Annotated in this window: 15 protein-coding genes and 1 pseudogene; 6 read left to right on the forward strand and 10 right to left on the reverse strand. The window is 66.1% G+C overall.

What is annotated here, in order from left to right; genetic code table 11:
- The first annotated feature begins 6 nt into the window (after positions 1–6).
- The gene (locus SSMG_RS28800; RefSeq protein ID WP_009081848.1) at positions 7–876 is read left to right on the forward strand and encodes a helix-turn-helix domain-containing protein; all 870 of its coding nucleotides are present in this window, start codon (positions 7–9) and stop codon (positions 874–876) included.
- Positions 877–947: 71 nt separating this feature from the next.
- On the opposite strand, the gene SSMG_RS28805 is transcribed toward SSMG_RS28800, so the two are convergent.
- A complete protein-coding gene (locus SSMG_RS28805) occupies positions 948–1,346 on the reverse strand; it encodes a hypothetical protein (RefSeq protein ID WP_009081850.1) in 399 nt (132 codons plus the stop codon).
- Between the two features lie 937 nt (positions 1,347–2,283).
- Between SSMG_RS28805 and SSMG_RS28810 the strand changes: the two genes are divergently transcribed.
- From SSMG_RS28810 to SSMG_RS28820, 3 genes and pseudogenes are all read left to right on the forward strand, one after another.
- Positions 2,284–2,514 (forward strand): DUF397 domain-containing protein, encoded by a 231-nt coding sequence (locus tag SSMG_RS28810; protein ID WP_009081852.1) that lies wholly within the window; start codon positions 2,284–2,286, stop codon positions 2,512–2,514.
- A gap of 158 nt (positions 2,515–2,672) precedes the next feature.
- Positions 2,673–3,575 carry a Scr1 family TA system antitoxin-like transcriptional regulator gene (locus tag SSMG_RS28815; protein ID WP_009081854.1) on the forward strand — a complete coding sequence of 301 codons (903 nt, stop codon included), beginning with the start codon at positions 2,673–2,675 and terminating at the stop codon, positions 3,573–3,575.
- A 90-nt stretch (positions 3,576–3,665) separates the two neighbouring features.
- Positions 3,666–4,492: pseudogene (locus SSMG_RS28820) on the forward strand (SAM-dependent methyltransferase).
- 30 nt (positions 4,493–4,522) lie between these two features.
- Here the strand turns inward: SSMG_RS28820 and SSMG_RS28825 are convergent.
- On the reverse strand, positions 4,523–5,158 hold the full coding sequence (locus SSMG_RS28825; protein WP_009081858.1) for a response regulator transcription factor: 636 nt from the start codon (positions 5,156–5,158) through the stop codon (positions 4,523–4,525).
- 278 nt (positions 5,159–5,436) lie between these two features.
- Positions 5,437–6,555 carry a sensor histidine kinase gene (locus tag SSMG_RS28830; RefSeq protein ID WP_037715175.1) on the reverse strand — a complete coding sequence of 373 codons (1,119 nt, stop codon included), beginning with the start codon at positions 6,553–6,555 and terminating at the stop codon, positions 5,437–5,439.
- A 185-nt stretch (positions 6,556–6,740) separates the two neighbouring features.
- Between SSMG_RS28830 and SSMG_RS28835 the strand changes: the two genes are divergently transcribed.
- Positions 6,741–7,292 (forward strand): heme-binding protein, encoded by a 552-nt coding sequence (locus SSMG_RS28835; protein ID WP_009081862.1) that lies wholly within the window; start codon positions 6,741–6,743, stop codon positions 7,290–7,292.
- 284 nt (positions 7,293–7,576) lie between these two features.
- Here the strand turns inward: SSMG_RS28835 and SSMG_RS28840 are convergent, their stop codons facing one another.
- From SSMG_RS28840 to SSMG_RS28850, 3 genes are all read right to left on the reverse strand, one after another.
- Positions 7,577–8,047, reverse strand: coding sequence for an NUDIX hydrolase (locus SSMG_RS28840; RefSeq protein WP_009081863.1), 471 nt, complete (start codon positions 8,045–8,047; stop codon positions 7,577–7,579).
- Between the two features lie 310 nt (positions 8,048–8,357).
- On the reverse strand, positions 8,358–8,501 hold the full coding sequence (locus SSMG_RS45665; RefSeq protein WP_158688115.1) for a hypothetical protein: 144 nt from the start codon (positions 8,499–8,501) through the stop codon (positions 8,358–8,360).
- A gap of 191 nt (positions 8,502–8,692) precedes the next feature.
- The gene (locus SSMG_RS28850; protein WP_050788309.1) at positions 8,693–10,078 is read right to left on the reverse strand and encodes a cytochrome P450; all 1,386 of its coding nucleotides are present in this window, start codon (positions 10,076–10,078) and stop codon (positions 8,693–8,695) included.
- An 81-nt stretch (positions 10,079–10,159) separates the two neighbouring features.
- Here SSMG_RS28850 and SSMG_RS28855 point away from each other — a divergent pair, with 81 nt between their 5' ends.
- Positions 10,160–10,741: a TetR/AcrR family transcriptional regulator gene (locus SSMG_RS28855; RefSeq protein WP_009081865.1), complete on the forward strand. Its 582-nt coding sequence runs from the start codon at positions 10,160–10,162 to the stop codon at positions 10,739–10,741.
- Positions 10,742–11,707: 966 nt separating this feature from the next.
- On the opposite strand, the gene SSMG_RS47780 is transcribed toward SSMG_RS28855, so the two are convergent.
- From SSMG_RS47780 to SSMG_RS28870, 4 genes are read right to left on the reverse strand one after another with little or no spacing between them, the layout of a single operon-like run.
- On the reverse strand, positions 11,708–12,082 hold the full coding sequence (locus tag SSMG_RS47780; RefSeq protein ID WP_009081867.1) for a Rieske 2Fe-2S domain-containing protein: 375 nt from the start codon (positions 12,080–12,082) through the stop codon (positions 11,708–11,710).
- Entirely contained in the window at positions 12,079–12,363 is a 285-nt protein-coding gene (locus tag SSMG_RS28860) for a hypothetical protein (protein ID WP_037718171.1), read from the reverse strand. The genes SSMG_RS47780 and SSMG_RS28860 overlap by 4 nt, the downstream gene beginning before the upstream one ends.
- Complete coding sequence (locus SSMG_RS28865) at positions 12,363–13,625, reverse strand: amidohydrolase family protein (RefSeq protein ID WP_009081869.1); 1,263 nt, start codon at positions 13,623–13,625, stop codon at positions 12,363–12,365. Before SSMG_RS28865 ends, SSMG_RS28860 begins: the two co-directional genes overlap by 1 nt.
- Before the next feature lie 22 nt (positions 13,626–13,647).
- Positions 13,648–14,808, reverse strand: a complete 1,161-nt coding sequence (locus tag SSMG_RS28870) for an ABC transporter ATP-binding protein (RefSeq protein WP_009081870.1) — start codon at positions 14,806–14,808, stop codon at positions 13,648–13,650.
- Positions 14,809–14,832: the final 24 nt, after the last annotated feature.

Here is a 14,832-nt window from a genome sequence, read left to right on the forward strand (position 1 = left end):
GAATCCATGACGGCTGGACCGCTGGGAGACTTCCTGCACGCACGACGCGCCCGGCTGCGCCCCTCGGACGTCGGCCTCCGGGACGTCGGTCCGCGCCGGCGGGTCGCGCGCCTGCGGAGGGAAGAACTGGCGCACCTGGCCGGCGTCAGCGTCTCGTACTACACGCGGCTCGAGCAGGGCCTCTCCCGCGGCGCGTCGGCCGAAGTGCTCGACGCGATCGCCCGCGCCCTGCAACTGGACACCCACGAACGCGCCCACCTGGACCGCCTCGCTGACGCAGCCCGTCGCACGCCCCAGCCGCGCCGTCCGCGCCCGGAGAAGCTGGCCGACGAAACGCGCGACCTCCTCCGCGCGCTCGACAGCGTCCCGGCGCTGGTGCTGGGCCGCCGGACGGACGTACTGGCGTGGAACACCCTCGGGCACGCCCTGCTGGCCGGCCACCTGGACCTCGCCCAGCGCCCCAACCTGAGCCGGATGCTGTTCCTGGACCCGCACTGCCGCGAGCTGTACGCGGATTGGAAACGCAAAGCCCGCGCAGTGGTCGGCAACCTGCGCATCACCGTCGGCAAACACCCGGACGACCCGCTGCTGGCCGAGCTGATCGGCGAGCTGACGATGAAGAGCCCGGAATTCGTCTCGCTGTGGCAGGACCACCGGGTGGGCCCGTGCGACGCCGATGCATACGAGCTGCGGCATCCGCTGGTCGGCCGCGTGACGGTGACTCAGCAGACGCTGTCGGTGGCCCGGTCGCCGGAGCAGGTGCTGATCGTGTGCACAACTCCGGCGGGCTCGCCTTCGGAGGAGGCGCTGACCTTGCTTCGGCAGGTCAGTGCCCGGGAGTCAGCCGCGGACGCAACGGTGGCCGCGCCGAACTGAGCGCCCCACCGGTTTCGCCAGGCAGGAAAAAGCTCCCTGAAGAATGGGAACGGTGTCGGAGAAGGGAAAAGCTACCGGCGATGGCTGGGCCGGGCCTGGTTGGACAGCACCGCGCTGCAAATCAGCACCAGCCCGGCCACCGCGACCCCGACCACCGGGCTGATCAGCAGCGTCACCGCGCTGATGACGCTCGCCGCGAAGGTCAGCTGCAGGCATCCCCACAGCACCGGGGCCAGCCACGCCAGCGTTTCGGACGCCGCGCACACCCACCGGCCCCGGGCGGCGGGCTTACGATGCCTGCCCGGGCCGCGGCGGGCGAAGACTTTCGTCGCGGCGGCCAGCATCTCGTCGCGAGTGGCGATCCGCCGTCCGCCGCGGGCCGGGGCGACGGCCGCGCCGAATTCGACGCGTTCCACCCTTCCGGCACGGTCGTGGTCTAGCGGTCCGGTGTTCTCCAGCGGTAAAGTCATTCGGTCTGTTCCTTTGCCTCGAAGCGGGTTTCAGACGTCCCCGTGGCCCCCTGTTCCCGCAGGGGGCCACACCTATCTCTCCGGGCGCGGCCCAGTTCGATACTTCTCATCTTGGCCACGAGCGCGCACAGACCTCGATACCCACTGACGGTCGTCTCGCCGAGCGGCGCACAGCCGTCGGTTAACGGCAAAGAGATACGGCGAACTACCGTGCGCAATATCAGTCCGCCGGTTCAGCGCGACAGCCCCGGTCACTTCGGCGAAAACGAACCGCCCGGCCTAACTCCCGTTCGCCGCCGTCCTACCGCGCACCAACCCGCCGCTACCTGCGCTAGCAGCCGGGGCAAACACTGCACGCGAGACCTCGGCAGGGAGCGGAAACGCTCGTCGCAGCGGTAGACAGCGGCGATTCCTAGCGCATCGAGAACAGCTTTTCATCACTCACAAGAGTGGCGTGCTGCGTTCGCCGAGAATTGATCAAGAAAAACTCCGGCACCACGACAGGAGAGAGCCCTGACCAGTGATTTTTCCGCGAAAACCGCGTCGTCGCAGAAAATTGGCATTCAGTCAACCGACCGCGAAGTGCTCCGCTTATCGCATGTCCAGCGACCCCTGCCGACTGGAATATGCATGCCTGCCCGGCCTAGGCAGAATATTCTGTCATGCCTTGCGTTTACCGTCTCCGGCACCCCGGCCGCAAGCCGCCGGAAGGCGTCGACCAGCGCACAACGCGACCGCACCGGACAGATCGCGGCCAGAAAAAGGACACCGTCCACCGACCCGATCACCACGAGAAAACTGTCCCGACGCCAAACAGGTGAATATATCGGCCCATTTCAGCGTTAAGCCAGTCCGCGCCTTGCTTCGGCATATTCCATGCCCGATCCTGAGGTTTGAATATTCCGAAAAAGGTCTACCGCTTGACAAGGACGAAACCATGAGTTCCTACGATCCGAACACCGTGAGTTCTTCGCTCGACGACGCGGCCTGGCAGCGGCCGTCGGCGTGCGGCGGCAACGGCGGCGACTGCGTAGAGATCAATCTCAGCGACCCCGACGTCGTCGCGGTGCGGGATTCCAAGATCGGCCGTTCTCCCGCGCTCGTCTTCGACAATCGGGAATGGGCGGCATTCGCCGGAGCGCTGCGCGAGGGACAGTTCGACCGCTGAACGCGCACAGATCGTCGTTCCCGGTCCCCCATTCGGCGCCGCCTCCCGGACAACCGGGCGAACCAGTCCGTCTTGGCCCTCCGTAATGCGAGGGACTATCATGAATTCGTGCCCGGAAAAGGTGTGGTTTTCTCCCCTGATCGGACGGCTCGCGTCTCGTGAGCCGGCTTTCCGTCGAGGCCCAGCTGGTCGAACTGGGCAAAATTCTCGTCGCCGCCCGCGTCGAACGCGGGCTGACCCAGGGCGAACTCGGCGACGCCCTCGGCTACACGCAGCCGAACATCAGCAAGATGGAACGCGGCAAGACGCGGATCCACCCGCATTTGCTCGACAAATGGATCACCGTCCTGGAGATCGATTCCGCCGAGGCGGAGCGGATGCGGCGGTACAACCTGGCCGCCCGCGCCGACCGGGTGTGGAACGCCCGCCGCCTGGCGGCCAGCCCGGCGTGGTTCCATCCGGTGTTCGAGGCCGAGCAGGAGGCCGCGATCGTCCTGAAGTGGACCGGCGAGCGCATCAGCGGGATGCTGCAGACCGAGGACTACATGATGGAGCAGTTCCAGGCGTACGGCCGCACGGACGTGACCGACGCCGTGCACGAGCGCAAACTGCGGGCCAAGCTCCTCGACGACCACCCGGAGCGGACGTACAAGTTCATCCTCAGCGAAAGCGCGGTCCACCGGCTGACGCGAGCGCAGACAGACAATCCGTACGTCGCGCTCGGCCAGGTCCGGCATCTGCTGAACCTCGCCCGCAACTATCCCGCGGCGACGATCCGGTTCGTGCCGTTCGCCGGGGGCCCGTTGCACGTCGGCCCCGATTTCACGATTTTGCAGTTCGTCAACAGCGCCCTGGACCGTTCGTTCGCCGAAACGTCGAACGGCGTCCAGTCTTTCTTGAACGACACCGAAACCTACGAAACGGATCTGCAATCGTGGGAATCCCTTTCGAGTGTCGCTCTTTCGGCGGAGGAATCGGCGATTCTGCTCGAAGAGGCCGAAGCGGATCTGCTCAGCACCCGTCCGCCCGCTGGTCGAGGGCCGGGAAAGCCGCTACGCTGATCTTGCGCCGTCGACCACGAGGAGAAACTGGTGACTGGCCTGGAGCACGAATCTTTTCCGCCGCCGGGGATCGATCTCAGCCGTCCCAGCGTGGCGCGCGTCTACGATTATTACCTCGGCGGAACCGCCAATTGGGAAATCGACCGGCAGTTCGCCGAGCGCATGCTGCGCGATTATCCGGCGGTGCGCCCGATCGCACAGGCCAACCGGCGATTTCTGCACCGGGTGGTCCGGCACCTGGTGCGCAAGGGAATCCGGCAGATCGTCGACCTCGGTTCCGGCGTTCCCACGATGGGCCACGCGCACGAAATCGCCGAGCAGATCGCGCCGGGCGCGGTGAAGGTCGCGTACGTCGACTGCGAACCGTCGCCGTCGCGCATTCCACCAGCCTGCTGCGCGAAAGAGGCGACCCCGCCCGCCACGTCGCCCTGCACGCCGACCTGCGCGACCCGAGGCGGCTGTGGTCCCTGCTCGCCGGATCGGGCGTCTTCGATCTGGACGAACCGATCGCGCTCCTGCTCATCTGCGTGCTGCACATCGAACAACCGCCCGCACCCGGCAGCCACGACACCGCGGACCTCGGGCCCAGTGTCACCGCCGCGTACCGCGATCTGCTCGCGCCGGATTCGTACCTGGCGCTGTCCCACGTCACCGACGAGGGCGTCCCGCCGCACTGCGAACAACTCCTCGCCGACGCCAAGGATCGCTACGCCGCCGCGGGCACCGACCTCATCTACCGCGACCGCGCCGAGATCACCGCGCTGTTCGGGGACTTCACTCTGGTCGATCCCGGCGTCACCTGGACCCCGCTGTGGCATCCGGAGGAAGCGGGCCCGGACGACCGCACCATCCCGCTGGACGCGGCCAGCGAATCGCTGCTGCTGGCCGGAGTAGGACGCAAGGCGCGATATCCGTGACGCCGGCCGGGGTCCCTTCAACCACAGCGATCAAGACAACAACCGCTGCTCCTTGGCCACCGCAACGGCCCCAGCCCGCGTATCTACGCCGAGCTTCTCGTATATCCGCCCCAAATGCGTCTTCACCGTCGCCTCGCTGATGAACAGCCGACGGGCGATCTCCCGATTCCCCAGCCCCTGCGCGAGTTGCTCGAGAATGTCGCGCTCGCGGTCGGTCAACGCGGGCCGAGGCGCGCGCAACTGCGCCATCATCCGGTCCGCCACCGGAGCCGACAGCGCGGTCCGCCCAGCCGCGGCCGCCCGGATCGCCGCGTACAACTCGTCCGCGGACTCGGCCTTCAGCAAATACCCGGTCGCCCCAGCCTCGATAGACCGCGTGATGTCCGCGTCAGTGTCATAGGTGGTCAGCACCAACACCCGAGGCGGCTCGGCAGCGGCGCGAAGCCGCCGAATCGCCTCCACCCCGTCCATTCCGTCGCCGAGCTGCAAATCCATCAACACCACATCCGGCCGCAGCGCCGCGGCGAGGTTGATCGCTTCCTGCCCGGTCGAGGCCTCGCCGACGACCTCGATCCCTCCCGCACCGGCCAGCAACGCCCGCAAGCCAGCGCGGACCATGGCGTGATCGTCGCAGAGCACGACGCGGATGGGCTGATCGTCAGACACGGGGTGCCCCCAGCGGAATCGCGACCGAGATAGCCGTCCCCTGCCCAGCCGAGGCCTCCTCGACGACCTCGATCCCGCCCGCCCGCAGACCAGCACGCACCATGGCTAGATCGGCGCAAAGCACGACGCGAATGAGCTGATCGTCAGACACTGGACGCTCCCAACGGAATCGCGACCGAAATAGCCGTACCCAGCCCGGGCACAGCCTCGCCGACAACCTCGATCCCGCACGAACCATGGCGTCGTCCTCGCAGAGCACAACGCGAATATGCCGATCGTCAGACACGGGGCTGCCCCAACGGAATCGCGACCGAAATAGCCGTACCCTGCCCGGGCGCGGATTCGACGGTCAACCGGCCGCCGAGCTGCGTCGCTCGCGCGCGCATGGCGGGCAGGCCGTGGCCGCGGCCGTCGGTGCTCGGGGCGGCCGGGTCGAAACCGCGGCCGTCGTCGGTGATGTCCAGCACGACCTCATCGTCTAGGTAGGTGAGGGTCAGCGCCACTCCCGAGGCGTCGGCGTGTTCGCGCGCGTTCGCCAGCGCACCCTGCGCGATGCGCACCAACGTGGACTGCACTCGGCTGGGCAACGGCCGCGCCGGCCCGTCGACCTGGACGCGCACCGGCTGCGGCTCCCGTTCGGCGACGTTCCGCAGGGCTTCCTCGACCGAGTGTCCGTCGAGGTCGGCGGGGGCCAGATCCTGCACGAGACCGCGGGCTTCGGCCAGATTCCGCGTGCCGATCTGTTGTGCCGCATGCAAATGCTCCCGAGCCAGGTCCGGGTTGTCCCAAGCGCGATCGGCGGCCTGGAGCAGCATCGCCTGGCTGGACAGACCTTGCGCGAGGGCGTCGTGGATCTCCCGCGACAGCCGTTGGCGTTCGTCCAGCATCCCGGCGCGACGCTCGGTTTCCCGCAGCCGCACCGCCTGGCGCCGCAGGTACGTGATCACCGCCGCAGTCACGGCCGCGACGGCCACCGGCACGATCGTCAGGTTCGGGTCGAAGCCGGTCGAGAGCCGGTTTTGCGAGATCACCACCAGCGCGGTCACCAGCGTGACCAGCACCAACGCGGGTCTGGTGGGCAGCGTGCGGAGTCCGGTGACGAACAGCGGAACCGCGCACCACGCGAAGCTCGGCGCGAGCAGGACGAGCACCACCCACAGCACGGTCACGACGGTCAGCCAGGCCAGATACGGCACGGTCACCTGCTCGGGGCCGGTCACTCTCAGTACCAGGCCGACCGCGTAGACCGCGGCCAGGCAGCCGGTCAGCGCGATCACCCAGGGTGCGGCCGGTTCGCCGTGGTGGTGGTCGAGGAAGCGCACGATCGACGCGACCAGCAGCAGAAAGAACGCTGTGTGCATGGTCGCGGCGAGCCACCGCCCGTCCCGATCGGTCATCGCCGCCCTCCGTTGTCCCGTTCCGCTCCGGAGCCTGACCGGTGCGCACCCGCTCGGCATCAGCCGATCGGATGACCCGAGTGTCGGCCGTTCCGCGCCGCGAGGCGAGCCGAGACTCCGATCCGGTGAAGGCGGTCCCGGACGCACGATGAACGCATCAAGCCGGACAAGCCAGGGAGCACCCGATGAAGAACTTCACCGCCAAGACCCGTATCGCCACCGTCGTCGGCGGGCTCGCCGTGATCGGAGCCGCCACGACCGGCGCGCTGGCCGCGAACGCCGCCACTCCGGCCGCCCCCGCCGCGGCTCCCGCGCAGGCCGCGCCGAAGGGGCTGGTCCAGACCACGCACCTGTCGATCGCCGCCGCGCAGAAGGCCGCGCAGGCCGCGCTCGACGCCGCCCAGAAGGCCGGGCAGAAGGTGTCGGTCGCGGTGGTCGACCGCGACGGCAACACCATCGTGACGCTGCGCGGCGACGGCGCGGGCCCGCAGTCGTACTCGTCGGCCGAGGAGAAGGCGTTCACCGCGGTTTCGTGGAACGCGAAGACCTCGGAGCTGACCGGCCGGCTGCAGCAGACGCCGACCCTCAAGGACATCAAGGGCACCCTGTTCCTCGCCGGAGCGGTCCCGGTGGACGCGAACAACGCCCCGATCGCGGCGGTCGGCGTGGCCGGTGCGCCGTCGGGCGCGCAGGACGAGACCTTCGCCCAGGCCGGGGTGGACGCGCTCGGCAAGTAACTGGCGGCCCCGGCTCTGCTCCGGTGGGCCTCGTCTCTCGCGGCGGGGCCTACCGGCCAGCTGGTGCCTTCCGCGCGCACTGGCAGGTCGGTCGAATTCAGTCCAGTTCCGTCCCGCCTTTTCCAGCCCTCCGCGAGGTGACTCCGTCGCCAGGATCCGCTTCCGCCAACCGCGCCAGGAAATATCTCAACGCCTTGTCTGGTGCATGCAGCCGGAGAAGTTGAGATGGCACAGCGCCCGCGCGGGACGGTCTCCGGGGCACCGCGGGCGCGACAGCCGAACGCTCAGCGCTTCGGTCCCGCTCCGCCGAACCGCTTCGCGTAGTCCTCGACGATCGGCCTTTCCGGAGCGATGATGTCGTCCGGAAGCCGGTCCAGCTCGAAGAACTCGTAGCCGGTGATCTCGTCGCCGTCCACCGCGACCTCGGTGTTCTCGACGGTCGCGGTGAACGCGGCGGTCACGTTGTGGACCTCGTCGCCGTGCGGGTACCGGTAGAAGTACTCCGGTCCGGAGTAGACGCCGAACAGTTCGAGATCCCGCACCACCAGGCCGATTTCCTCGCGCACCTCGCGGCGGCCGGCGTCCTCATAGGACTCGCCGGGATCGAGGAATCCGCCGGGCAGCCCCCAGTCCTGGCTCTCCTCGCGGAACACCAGCAGCAACCGGCCGCGTTCGTCGGCGATCAGCACTGACGTTCCGGGCAGGATCAGCGGACGGGTGCCGACCAGTGCGCGCAGTTCGGCGATGTAGTTCATCAGCGGTCAGTACCTTCTTGGTCGGATTCGGCTCCGCCGCGCGGACGGACGGCGACGAGCATCCGGTGCCGGGTCGCAACGGAGCCGTCGTAGTGCCAGTTTGCTCGGCACGGGATGCACAACCGGGCGCAGCAGGAGATTACGCCGTTCGCAGCCGGCGATCGCGTCGGCTGCTTCGGATTCGTCAAGGACCCGGTGCGCGGGCACGAACTCCCGGCGGCCGATCGCGACCTCCGCCTGGATGTTGCGGAACCAGTCCGAGGACGGTCCCAGCCCGTCGATGGCCAGCACCACGTCGCCATGCGGACGGTCACTCCAGGGCCGTCCGGTATCGGCGACCGGATTCGCAGCCGAAGTGGGTCAGGCGCAGGAAACGCTTGCCCAGCGACCATCCGAGGTCTCGGTCGTCCAGCTTCGCCGGCGCCTTGAAGACCGCGCGCGCGATCGGGTTCACGGTCGGTTCCTTCCCTCGCCGAATGGTGCACGGTCGCGATGAGCGCTGCGGGCTTCCCGATCAAACTCCCGGCCACGAGTCGGGCAATTCCGGGCAACCAGGCGAGGTTGACGCGCCCGTTGACATCTCAACCTAGGCGACCTGGTCGTAGTAGATCTCCTCGGACGGGCACCACAACGCTTCCGATGAGATCAGCTGGTCAGCACCGCTGCCCGCTCGCGGAGCCGCGGCCTGACGGTGAACCCGCTCGGCTTGAGCGTCAGCGATTCCACGATCTTCAGCTCGTACGCCGGGTCTGCCTCGAAGTCGTAGCGCTGCAGCATGATCCCCAGCGCCAGCACCGCCTCGTGCAACGCGAACTGGCGGCCGATGCACGCGCGCTCCCCGGTGCCGAACGGTTTGTAAGCCTGAGCCGGCCGCTTCCGCACCGCCGCCGGCTCGAAGCGGTCCGGGTCGAACTTCTCCGGATCGGGCCCCCACACGGCCGGGTCGCGGTGGAGCATCGGCAGCGGCACGATGACCGAATCGCCCTTGCGCATCGGGTACTTTCCGCCCAGCACCAGATCCTCGCGGGCTTCCCGGGAGTAGCCGGGCGCGGTCGGCCACAGCCGCATCGCCTCGTCGAGCACGCGACGGACGTAGCGCAGCTTCGCGACGTCGCCGAAAGCCGGTTCGCGATCGCCCCACACGGCGTCGACCTCGGCGCGCGCCTTCGCCAGCAATTCCGGATGCCGCGTGAGGTAGTACAACGCGAACGACAGCGCACCAGACGTCGTCTCGTGCCCCGCGACGACGAAAGTGATGGCCTGATTGCGAATGTTCACCGGATCGAGCTGCTCGCCCGTCTCCGGATGCCCCTCGGCCAGCATCAATCCGAGCAGATCACGGACTTCGCCGCCTTCCCTGCGGCGCGTCTCGATGACCTCGTCGACCAGGTCCGTCATGGTCGCGATGTCGGCCCGGTTCTGCGCCGCCGACCCAGCCAGCGCATACCGCACGAACGGCACCTTGACGTTCTCCAGCTGCGCGAACCGCAACGCCCGGATCATCGCGGTGACGAACGGATGCGGTTCCGCCCGCTCGAACGACCCGAACCGGTAGCCGAACCCGGCGAGGCCGATCGTCTCGAGCGTCAGCCGCGTCATGTCGGCAGCGACGTCGACCGGACCGGTCGCCCGGTCCCACGCCGCGGTCAGCTCGCCGGCGACCTCGAGCATCGTCGCGTGGTAGCGGCGCATCGACTCGGCGGAGAACGCGGGCTGGAGGATGTCGTGGGCCAGCCGCCAATTGGGCTCCCGGGTGTGCGCCGTGAACAACCCGTCCCCCGCGACCGCGCGCAACCGCTCCACGCCGAGCCCGACGTGCTTGCCGAACTTCGTCTCGTCGTTCAGCTCCGTGACCAGGTCGATCCCGGTGACGAACACGATCTCGAGACCGAAGAACTTGCGCGTGAAGATCGGCCCGAGCTTCTCGCCCGCCCGCATGGTGCCCTGCAGCGGCGTACGAAAACTGGCCCCGAGCAGGTCGCCGATGACGGGCAGCCGACCCGGCCGGTGCGGAATCGCGGTGGTGTCCAACGTTCGCTCTCTCCTACTGAACCCACATCCAATAGGGTCACGATCCCCCGCTGCTGAACCCGTGTCAAGTAAGCTGGGAGGATGCGGACGCGCCTGAGCACCGAACAGCGGCGGCAACAGCTGCTGACCATCGGCGCCGGCCTCTTCGCGGGCCGCCCGTACGACGAGGTGTGGATCGAAGAGGTAGCCGAAATCGCCGGCGTCTCGCGGGGTTTGCTGTACCACTACTTCCCGACCAAGAAGGACTTCTTCGCCGCGATCGTGCGCGAGCAGCGCGACCAGCTGCTGAAGATGAGCGAACCCGACCCAGCCCTGCCGGTGGCCGAACAACTCCGCGCCGGGCTGGAGGTATACCTGGAATTCGCCCGCACCCACCCCGACGGCTACCGAATAGTGCACCGCAGCGCCGGCGACGCGGACCGCGAAATCCGGGAAATCTGCGAAGCGGGAATGGCCGCGAACGCGGACCGCATCCTGTCCGCGGTGAGCCTGCTGCGCCCAGTCACGCCAACGACGCAACTGGCAGTGCGAGGATGGCTTTCGTTTGTGGCGACGCTGATCCTGGACTGGCTGGACGAGCCGAAGATCAGCACCGAGGAACTGCGGGATCTGTGCGCGAGAACGCTTTTCGCAGCAGTTGACGTGGACCCCCACACCCTCTGACCGGACGCGCACCGTCCGTGAGGGCCACCTTCACGGACTCAGAGTCCCTCAGGGTTCCCCTCACGACCCTCCGCCGGACGTGAAGGGCTCCTTGAGGGAATCTAATTCCCTCAAGGAGCCCTTCACGGACCGCTCCCGCCGACCCCTCCGGGATCCCCCAATGTGGCATTGGGTGCGTCAGACGCACCGAACGCCACATTGGGTGCGTCACATGCACCCAATGCCACATTGGGTGCGTCACATGCACCGAATGCCACATTGGGTGCGTCGCATGCACCCAATGCCACATTGGGGCGCTACCCGCACGCCGCGAACCCTAAGCAACACACCCCCCAAGCCGCGCAACAAACCGCCGCCGCCACACCCAAACCCCGGGGGCACCCACCCCTCCCCCATCCCCGATACAAAGCCGCCCTGCGGTCTGGGTGTATATATATATATATATATATATATATATATATATATATATATATATATATATATATATATATATATATATATATATATATATATATATATATATATATATATATATATATATATATATATATATATATATATATATATATATATATATATATATATATATATCCATATCTACAGCTATACCTATACCCCCCTATACATATACATATATACATATCTATATCTATATATATCCATATATCCATATATATATATATCCATACATCCATCCCTATATCCATACATATATATATATATAGATATAGATCCAGCCCCCCCCCACCCCCCCCACCCCCCCCCCCCCCCCCCCCCCCCCACCCAAATACACCAAAAAAAAAAACACACACCCCCCCCCACCCCCCAAGACCGACACACCCACCCCCCGGAGAGGGCGCACGAGAGCCCCCCCCCCCCCCCCCCCCCCCCCCCTCCCCACCAAAAAAAACAAAGGAAGGACAATGTCGCCCCCCAGGGCGACGAGCCGAAAGAGACCGTAAAAGACTACACCACAACCTCATCCCCCACCACCCGCACACGAAAACAAACACTCAACCCCACCCGCCCATCCGCCGGATGCCGCCCAGTCAATACATCGAACTCAAACCCGTGCCAAGGACAAACAATATTCCGATCAGCCGGATGAAACGCGGGCCCGGCACTCTTCCGATCCTCCCGAACCGGCTGAATCGTCCGCGGCATGATCTTCCCCTGGCAAGCCGGCCCCCCTTGATGCGGGCACACGTTATGCCAAGCCCGCACCTCCCCGGCATGGAAGTAGACCCCCACCTCGACCCCGTCGACCTCCACCACGACCCGTCCCCGCTCCCGAAGATCGGCAAGACCGGCGACCACGACATCCCGCCGCACAGCACTCATTCGGCCCTCCGATACCAGATCGCCATGTCAAAGAGGTTCACATCCGCGGCATCCAGCAACGCGGTAACCAAAACCACAGTCTCAGTAGCAGTCAACGCGTCCTCGCGAATCGGCCAGGAAATCTTCCCGACCCGGTCCGTCTTGGCGGAAAACAACCGCGCCGCCGCATACAACAGCGACGCGATCTCGTCATCAGGCACCGCGGCAGCCCGGTCCTCCGCAGCGATCTCCGAGGTCAACTCGCCCAAGCGAGATACCAACGTGGTCAGTTCGGATGTCATCACGAAACCCCAGGACGCTCGTGAAGCACGCTCCGCGCAGCAGGCTTCCGCCGGTCAGTAGGAAGATTGAAAACCCGGGCAGCATTGAGCCCGAGGATGTTCCGCTTGGCCTGCTCCGACAAAAACGGCAGCCGGGTAATCGTCGACGGCGCGTCCCAATCCCAATGCGGCCAGTCGGACGAATACAACAACTGGGTCTCCGCGTTGAACGCCTTCATCCCGGCCTCCAGCAACTCCATGCTGGTCCGCTCCATCGGCTGACTCGTGTACCACATGTCCTTCATGTACTCACTGGGCAACCGGGTCAGCCCAGGAGCCTCGCTCGGCCGCATCAGCACCTCGTGGTCGAGCCGCTGCATGAGGAACGGAATCCACGCGAGCCCGCTCTCCACCCACACCATCTTCAACCGGGGAAACCGCTCCGGCATCGCATTGATAATCCAGTTGGTCACGTGAATCTGGTTATAATGCGTGAACGACAGTGCGTGCATCGACAGGAACCGGTTGAGCTGAGCAAACGACGGATCGCCCCAGTGGTACCCGGAGTGGAACGCGAGCGGCTTCCCGCTGTCCTCGATCAGCTTGTACAACCGGGTGTAGACATCCGAATGCACCGGATTGTTCCGCGTAGAACACACCGTGTACCCGATAATGCCCTCATTGTCGGCATACTTCTCGACCAGCTCCTCGCACACCTCAGGCGTGTTGTACGGCAGATACAACATGCCCTTGAGCCGATCGTCCTGCGGCAGAACGACTTCCGTCAGCCACCGGTTGAACGCTCGCCCGAGCACCACCTCGACCTCGTCCTGCGGATGCATCCCCAGCAGCAGCATCGCACTGGGGAAGACCACCTGATAGTCGAGCCCCATGGCGTCCATCCCGCGCCGGGCGGCCGCGACGAAGGGATGCCCGGACACCCCGTCCAGCGGCTCCTTGCGCCCCTGATGCCCGATCCGCCCGCCGACGCTCTGATGCGACATACCAGGCTGGATGTTCAGCAACGCGTTATTGCCCGCGAACTTCCCGAACTGGTCCATCCCGATCTGGCGCCACACATCGTTGTCGATGAGTTCCAGCACCTCGCCCCAGAAATGGTCTTCCGAGACGTGCGCGTCGATGTCGACGATGAAATAGTCGTCGTACTCCCGCTCGGCCTGTTTGGTCGCGTGGGCGAGGACGTCGCGGGTGTCGGTACGACCGCCGATCTCGGCGAGTTCCCGGATCCGCGGCCCGTCGGAACGCGGCGTATTCAAGGGCACGGATTCTTCCCTTCGTCCGGCGTCAGCGGGGCGCGACGGCGGCATCGGTCATCGTGGTCAGGTACTCGTCGTCGGCGGGGGCCGCGTTCTCGTGCGGGATGACGACGGCGCGGTCGGGGCTCACCGCGAAAGTGTGTTCCTCGCCCGCGGTCGGGACGGATTCCGCGGACAGCTCGGCCGTTTCGGTCCGCACGCGCATCGGGAGACCGTCCGCACGGACAAGGAGATTCACGGCACTGCCGAGATAAGTGGTGCGCTCGACAATTCCCCGGAACCGCCCCGGACCGGAACCGTCCGGAGACAGCCGGGCATGCGCCGCGCGGAACGCGATGTCGGCCCGGTCCCCGATGGAAACCTCACCGGTCGTGATCCCGGAAAAGACCAGCGACGTGTCGTCGACCCGCACGTCGGCGGTCTTTCCGCGCACCCCGGTCACGGTCCCGGGCAGGATGTTCTGAAAGCCCATGAAATCCGCGACATACGCCGAATTCGGGCGGTCGTACAGGTCGCTCGGCGTACCGGACTGGACGATCACGCCCTCGCTCATCACGATGATCCGGTCGGACAGCGTGATCGCTTCCTCCTGGTCGTGCGTCACGTAGACCGACGTCGTCTCGAAGCGGTTGTGCAGCGAGCGCACCTGCTGGCCCATCTGGTACCGCAGTTTGCTGTCCAAATTGGACAGCGGCTCGTCGTAGAAGATGATGCCCGGCCGGGCGGCCAGCGCACGGGCGAGCGCCACCCGCTGCTGCTGACCGCCCGACAGGGCAGTGACCGAACGTTTCCCGAGGTCGGACAGGCCGACCGCGTCCAGCATCTCCCGCACCCGCTGCGCGCGCTCCCGGCCGGGCATCCGCGCGACCTTCAGCGGGTACGCGATGTTGTCCGTCACGCTCAGGTGCGGCCAGAGCGCGTAGCTCTGGAACACCATGCCGACCCGGCGTTTGTCCGCGGGAACGAACGTCCGCCGCGCAGTGTCGACCACGACCCGGTCGCCCATGACGATCCGGCCCGCACTCGGCCGTTCCAGCCCGGCCAGGCAGCGCAAGGTCGTGGTCTTGCCGCAGCCCGAGGGGCCGAGCAGCGTCACGAACTGCCCCGACTCGATCGTCAGATCCAGTTCGTGCAGCGCCGCCTTCGCGCCGTACTTCTTGGTGAGTCCGGATACCTGGACCTCGGTCATCGTGACCTGCGCTTTCTCTTCGGC

The sequence above is a fragment of the Streptomyces sp. AA4 genome (genome assembly GCF_000158875.1).
Classification (GTDB): domain Bacteria; phylum Actinomycetota; class Actinomycetes; order Mycobacteriales; family Pseudonocardiaceae; genus Amycolatopsis.